Annotated in this window: 4 protein-coding genes and 1 pseudogene; all 5 read right to left on the bottom strand. The window is 74.5% G+C overall.

The window, feature by feature from the left end:
- Nucleotides 1-463: pseudogene (locus tag ACFV6D_RS37910) on the bottom strand (hypothetical protein); the annotation flags it as partial.
- Nucleotides 460-1,527 (bottom strand): ParA family protein, encoded by a 1,068-nt coding sequence (locus ACFV6D_RS37905; protein ID WP_208869108.1) that lies wholly within the window; start codon nt 1,525-1,527, stop codon nt 460-462. The gene ACFV6D_RS37905 and the pseudogene ACFV6D_RS37910, both read right to left, overlap by 4 nt.
- A 489-nt stretch (nt 1,528-2,016) precedes the next feature.
- Nucleotides 2,017-3,132: an alanine dehydrogenase gene (ald, locus tag ACFV6D_RS37900; protein WP_063349655.1), complete on the bottom strand. Its 1,116-nt coding sequence runs from the start codon at nt 3,130-3,132 to the stop codon at nt 2,017-2,019.
- Nucleotides 3,133-3,393: 261 nt separating this feature from the next.
- Nucleotides 3,394-5,559 (bottom strand): AAA family ATPase, encoded by a 2,166-nt coding sequence (locus ACFV6D_RS37895; protein ID WP_380563265.1) that lies wholly within the window; start codon nt 5,557-5,559, stop codon nt 3,394-3,396.
- A 175-nt stretch (nt 5,560-5,734) separates the two neighbouring features.
- Nucleotides 5,735-6,382: an NUDIX domain-containing protein gene (locus tag ACFV6D_RS37890; RefSeq protein ID WP_380430272.1), complete on the bottom strand. Its 648-nt coding sequence runs from the start codon at nt 6,380-6,382 to the stop codon at nt 5,735-5,737.
- Nucleotides 6,383-6,533: the final 151 nt, after the last annotated feature.

Raw genomic sequence — 6,533 nt, 5'->3', positions numbered from 1 at the left:
CGAGCTCCCGGGGGGCGGGCCCGCGCCCGCCGGGCGCGACGCGGCCCAGGACGGCGGTGAACCAGGGGGCGGGGCGCCCGCGGCCCGGGGCGGGGGGGGGCCCGCGGCCGCGCGGCCGGGCGCGCCCGGTGCCGCCGGCCTGCTCCTCGGCGGCGCCGGGGTGCTGGCGGCCGGCCGGTACGGCGCCCTGGGGCCCGGCCGACGAGGCGGAGCGCTGGGCGGGCGGCTGGGCGCCCGCCGGTGCGCCGGCGGCCGACTGCTGGTCCGGGGACGGCTGCCGCCCGGCCTCGCCGGTGCGCTGGGTGTCCTGGGCGTCCTCGGCGCCTTCGGCGCCGTCCGTGCCGTGGACGGTCCGCGCGGTCTCCGCTCTGGCTGCGTCGGCGGCCGGACGCGGCGCGAGGGAGGGCGACAGCGCCATCCCGCCGGTGGTCCGGAACAGCTCGTCGGCCCCCGGGAGACTCACTCGGCGGGGCGGCACCGGTCGAGCACCTCCCTGGCAAGCTGGCGGTAGGCGGCGGCACCGACCGAGTTGGTCGCGTACGTGGTGATGGGCTCGCCGGCGACGGTGGTCTCCGGGAAGCGCACGGTCCGCCCGATGACGGTGTGGAAGACGTGCTCGCCGAACGCCTCGACGACGCGCGCCAGCACCTCGCGGCTGTGCACGGTGCGCGAGTCGTACATGGTCGCGAGGATGCCGTCCAGGCGCAGCTCGGGGTTGAGCCGCTCGCACACCTTCTCGATGGTCTCGGTCAGCAGTGCGACGCCGCGCAGCGCGAAGAACTCGCACTCCAGCGGGACGATGACGCTGTGAGCGGCGGTCAGCGCATTGACCGTCAGCAGGCCCAGCGAGGGCTGGCAGTCGATGATGACGAAGTCGTAGTCGGGCAGCAGCGGCTTCAGCGCGCGGGCCAGCGCGGACTCCCGGGCCACCTCGCTGACCAGCTGCACCTCGGCGGCGGAGAGGTCGATGTTGGACGGCAGCAGGTCCATGCCCGGCACGGCCGTCTTGAGCAGCACTTCATCGGCCGTCAGGCCCCGCTCCATGAGCAGGTTGTAGACGGTGACGTCGAGCTCCATCGGGTTGACGCCGAGGCCGACCGAGAGCGCGCCCTGCGGGTCGAAGTCGACGAGCAGCACCCGGCGGCCGTACTCGGCCAGCGCGGCGCCCAGGTTGATGGTCGACGTGGTCTTGCCGACGCCGCCCTTCTGGTTGCACATGGCGATGATCTGCGCGGGGCCGTGCTCGGCGACCGGGGCGGGGATCGGGAAGTACGGCAGCGGGCGGCCGGTCGGGCCGACCCGCTCGCGGCGCTGGCGCGCGGCGTCGGGGGCCAGCGTGGCGGCGTACTCCGGGTCCGGCTCGTACTCGGCGTCCGGGTCGTCGTAGGCACCGTAGGCGAACTCGCCGTAGGCCAGGCCGTAGGCCGCCAAGTCGGCGTCGTGATCGGTCACCGTGGTCACCTGCGCTGTGTTCTGGCGTGCTTCGAAGGTACGGAGTGCGACCGAGCCGACCTCGGCCGAGCCCACGGAGGGCTGCCGGGCCCCGGGCTCCTCACTCGGCTGGCCGGCGGTGCGCTCCGCCAGTCCTGGCTGACCACCCCCGGGAGCAAATGTCGACTCATTCACAAGTCGTCTTACCTCCTTGGGCATCCAGGACTCTATGTCGATTCGTCAGCGTGGCAGCATGCCGACGGTTTGCGACTCTAGGCCGTTCAAGGCGTTCGCAGCAACACAATCCACGGTAGTGGGCCGGATGTGTCGACTATCGGGCGGGCCGATGTCAAGGGATGAGTAGGCCGTTGACCCTAACGTTTCTGCGGTGGGGTGACACGACCGACAGAAATTGACGACAGAGCGACCCGCCCGCTCAACCACCCGTTCACGGGCACGGCGAAGCCCCCGGCCCGAGGGGATCGGGTCGGGGGCGAACGACCGCCGGGCGGCCTACCGGATCACTGGATCGCCAGATCAGCGGATCGCCGGATCAGCAGATCACTGGATCACCGGATCACCGGATCAGGCGAGCACGCTCTCCAGCGAGACCGACTCCAGGCCGAAGGCCTCGGCCACGGCCGGGAAGGTGATCTGGCCCTCGTGCACGTTCAGGCCCTTGGCGAGCGCCGGGTCACGGCGCAGCGCCTCCTTCCAACCGCGGTTGGCCAGCTCGACGACGTACGGCATCGTCGCGTTGGTCAGCGCGTAGGTGGAGGTGTTCGGGACGGCGCCCGGCATGTTGGCCACGCAGTAGAAGACCGAGTTGTGGACCTGGAAGGTCGGCTCGGCGTGCGTGGTGGCGTGCGAGTCCTCGAAGCAGCCGCCCTGGTCGATGGCGATGTCGACGAGCACGGAGCCCGGCTTCATGCGGGAGACCAGCTCGTTGGTGACGAGCTTCGGGGCCTTGGCGCCCGGGATCAGCACCGCGCCGATGACCAGGTCGGCCTCGATGACGGCCTTCTCCAGCTCGAAGGTGTTGGAGACGATGGCCTTGATCTTCGTGCCGAAGATGCGGTCGGCCTCGCGCAGCTTGTTGATGTCGCGGTCGAGCAGGGTCACGTCGTAGCCCATGCCGATGGCGATGGTGGCCGCGTGCCAGCCGGAGACGCCACCGCCGATGACGACGGCCTTGGCCGGGTGGGTGCCGGGCACGCCGCCGGGCAGCACGCCGCGGCCGCCGGCCGGGCGCATCAGGTGGTACGAGCCGACCTGCGGGGCGAGACGGCCCGCGACCTCGGACATCGGGGCGAGCAGCGGCAGCGCGCCGTTGCCGAGCTGCACGGTCTCGTACGCGATGGCGGTGGTGCCCGAGGCGATCAGCGCGTCGGTGCCGGCGCGGTCGGCCGCCAGGTGCAGGTACGTGAAGAGGGTCTGGCCCTTGCGCAGCCGGTGGTACTCGGAGGCGATGGGCTCCTTGACCTTCAGCAGCAGGTCGGCCGTGGCCCACACCTCGTCGGCGGTGGGGAGGATGGTGGCGCCGGCGGCCACGTACTCCTCGTTGGGGATCGAGGAGCCGACACCGGCGTTGTCCTCGATGTAGACCGAGTGTCCGTTGCGGACCAGCTCATGCACGCCGGCGGGCGTGATGGCCACGCGGTACTCGTGGTTCTTGACCTCGCGGGGGATGCCGACCTTCACGGCTAAACACGTCCTCTTGCCATGGGGGTCCCTACCGGAGAAGACCGGCGGGCGACGCGCACGTGGGGAAGCCTCCGGGGCAGCCCGGGGCGGGGATCGCTGCGCGACTGAGTTCGAGTGTAATGAAGCCCAGTCGGCGTGTCAGCCTTCCAAAGTGAATAAATCTGCCGAACACATTGGCAGGTTCGTAGGCTTCCCTTGCGATCTTCCCACCAAAGGTGTGTTAACCGGGCATCTTCGACAATACCTCCGAAATACCCCTCACCACCCGGCGTCGACGCGTTCCCGCAGGTCCGCGAGGGCGGCCCCGACGGCCTCCCGGCCGCGCTCGTCGCCGAGCCTGCGCAGCACCGCCAGCGCGGCCCGGTACTCGCGGTCCGCCTCGTCGAAACGGCGCTGTGCGGTGTGCGCCTCGGCCACCCGGGCGAGCAGCCGGGCCTCGGCGGCGGGCTCCCCCATCGACTGCCGCAGGCCGAGCGCCCGCCCGTACCAGTCGGCGGCGCGCACCGCGTCGCCGAGCGCGCGGTGGCAGCCGGCGGCGCCCTCCAGGGCCCGGGCGCAGAGCGGTTCGTCGCCGGCCGTGCGGGCGTGCTCCAGGGCGGCCCGGTAGTGCGCGACGGCCTGCTCCCAGCGGCCCGCGGCGGCCTGCAGGTCGCCCAGGTTGAGCAGCGCGGCCGAGGCCCGGCGGGGTCGGCCGTGCCGCTCGGCGACGGTCAGCACCAGTTCGTGCAGCCGGTAGAGGTCGGCGGGGGCGGCGCCGGTGAGCGGCAGGGTCCGCAGCAGCGCGGTGACCAGCCGGCCCGCCGAGCCGTCCAGGTCGCCCTGGCCGATCGCGTCGGCCACCGCCCCGAGCAGCAGGTCCCGCTCGCCGAGCAGCCACTCCCGGGCGTGCGCCGCCGAGCCCAGCCGCAGGGCGGCGGGCAGCGGGTCCGGCCCGGGGCCGCCCGCCGGGTCCAGCAGGGCGCGGGCCGACTCGGTGAGCCGGACCAGCCGCTCCAGCAGCCGGGCCCGGGCGAGCTCGGTCTCGGCGGGCCGGTCCTCCTGCTCTCGCAGCCGGACCAGCCTCGGGTAGAGACGGCCGGGCACCCGGTAGCGCGGGCTGCCGTCGGCGGCCGGCGCCTCCTGGCCGAGCAGCTCCCGTTCGGCCAGTGCGGCGAGCGTCACAGCCGCCTCCGGTGCCGGGCAGCCGACCAGGGCGGAGGCGGTGCGCGGGTCGGCGGTCTGCGCCGGGGCCAGGGTGAGGGTGCGCAGCATCCGCGCCTGGGCGGCCGGGAGGGTGCCGTACAGCAGGGTGAACGCGCCGATCAGCGGGTCGCTGTCGGGGACGGGCACCGGCTCGGCCGGCTCCGGGCCAGGCTTCACCCAGGCCGCTTGCTCCCCGGCCGTCTCGGCGGCGGCGGGCTCCGGCGCCGGGCCCTCGGCCGGCTTCTCCCCCAACGCCGAGGGCGTCGCGGCCTTCCCGGCCTTCCCGGGCGTGGACGCCTGGGCAGCCTTCAGCCCCTGAACGGCCTTCGCGGCCTTCCCCGAGGTCGTGCCCTGTACGGGCTTCGCCGCCTTCCCGGGCGTCGACGCCTGGGCGGTCTTCGGCCCCTGGACGGGCTTCTCCGCCTTCTCCCCCTCCCCCTTCGGCGCCGCCGACCGCGCCGATTCCTCGCCCACCACCCGGGTGAGCTCGCGCGCCGCCTCGGTGACGGCCGCCTTCGGGTCGCCGCGCAGCCACCCGGCCATCAGCCGCAGGGCGGCCGGCCGGGCCGCGCAGGCCTCGGCCAGGTCGGCGCCGCCGACCGGGTCGCAGGAGATCCGGGTGCCGCCGACCAGGTCGGCGAGCAGTTCGCCGGAGGCCTGCCGGTCGAGCCCGCCGAGGATCACCGGGTCGATGTCCTCGATGCCGGTGAGCGGCCCGGCGGTGGTGGCGAGCACCAGGCAGCCGGGTTCGTCGGCGAGCAGCGGCCACAGCTGCCCGGCGTCCCGGACGTCGTCCAGCACCAGCAGCACCCGGCGGCCCACGAGCGCCTCGCGCAGCGCGACGCAGGCGGGCTCGTCCCGACCGTCCCCGGTGGCGCCGGGCAGCGGCACGGGGGCCTCGGGGTCGAGTTGCTCCAGCAGCAGCCGGGCGGCCCGGGCGGGCGTCACCCGGCCGCCGTCGGGGGCGGACAGGCGCGCGAAGAGCACGCCGTCGGGGTGGTCCGCGGCGGCGGTGCGGGCGAAGCGGACCGCCAGCGTGGTGCGGCCGGAGCCGGGGCGGCCGGCCAGCACCAGCACCGGGCTGCGGCCGGTGGCCGGGCGCGCGGCGGCCGCCCGCAGCGCGGCCAGCTCGGTGCGCCGCCCGACGAACAGTGCGGGCCCGGCCGGCAGCCGGTCGAGGCCCGGAACGGCCCCGACGGGCGCGTCGGGGCCGGGGTCCATCGTCGCCGTCTTCCTCGCCACCCGTGCCACTCCCGACGTCATCCGGCCTCAGCGGAGGCGGCCCGGGACGGGCGCCCTGTCTGCGAAGCGTAGTTCGACCGTCCGGCTCAGCCGAGGTGACATCCGGTCGTACGAACCGGTAAATCACCCTCGCGGATCAACAGCAGGGTGCTCAGGAGGCGTACGGGCCGTTCGCTCACCCCTCGAAGGGCCGGGCCGGCCAGGGCGAGTCCGCCGGGCGCAGCCCGTCCAGCCCGTCCGGTCCGGTGAGCGCGGCGTGCACGGCGAGCGTGCCGGTGATCAGGGTCGGGTTGTGCAGCCGCCCGGCGTGGATCAGCCGGATCAGGTCGGACACCGGCACCCAGGCGACCTCGATCTCCTGCTCCTCGCCCTGCGCCGCGTAGCGCTCGCCCTCGGCCTCCGCGAGGTCGGTGGCGAGGAACATCCGCAGCGCCTCGTCGGTGCCGCCGGGGGAGGTGTAGTAGTCGGCGAGGATGCGCCAGGTGTCGGCCTTGCAGTGCGCCTCCTCGTACAGCTCGCGCTGCGCGGCGTGCCACGGGTTCTCGCCGGGCACGTCGAGCAGGCCGGCGGGCAGCTCCCACAGGCGCTGGCGGACGGGGTGGCGGTACTGCCGCAGGACCAGCACCCGCTGCTTGTCGTCCAGGGCGAGCACGGAGACCGAGCCGGGGTGGGTCTGGTAGTCGCGGCGGGCCCAGCTGCCGTCGGGCATCCGGACCTCTTCGCTGCGCACGCCGGTGACCTTGCCCTGGAACGGCGTCCGGCTCTCCCGGACCTCCCACTCCTCGGCCACGTCGGCGATCCCCTGGTCGCGCTGCTCGTCCATCGCTCTCCCCTTTTCGTCAGTGCGACACAATCTAACGCCGGACGGGGGGGCCCCGGGGGGGCGGGGGGCCCCCCCCCCGGGGCGGCCCCCCCCCCCCCCCGGGGCGGGGGTGAGGAAAAAACAAACCCCCCCCACACACCGCCCCACACGC

It is taken from the genome of Kitasatospora sp. NPDC059812, from assembly GCF_042732075.1.
Classification (GTDB): Bacteria; Actinomycetota; Actinomycetes; order Streptomycetales; family Streptomycetaceae; genus Kitasatospora.
The sequence above is the reverse complement of the archived record's forward strand: the minus strand, read 5'-3'. Positions and strand labels throughout refer to the sequence as shown.

Bases quoted from the DNA above. Each gene is read 5' to 3' on its own strand.
- ACFV6D_RS37890 (WP_380430272.1), bottom strand. From the start codon at position 6,382: ATGGACGAGCAGCGCGACCAGGGGATCGCCGACGTGGCCGAGGAGTGG.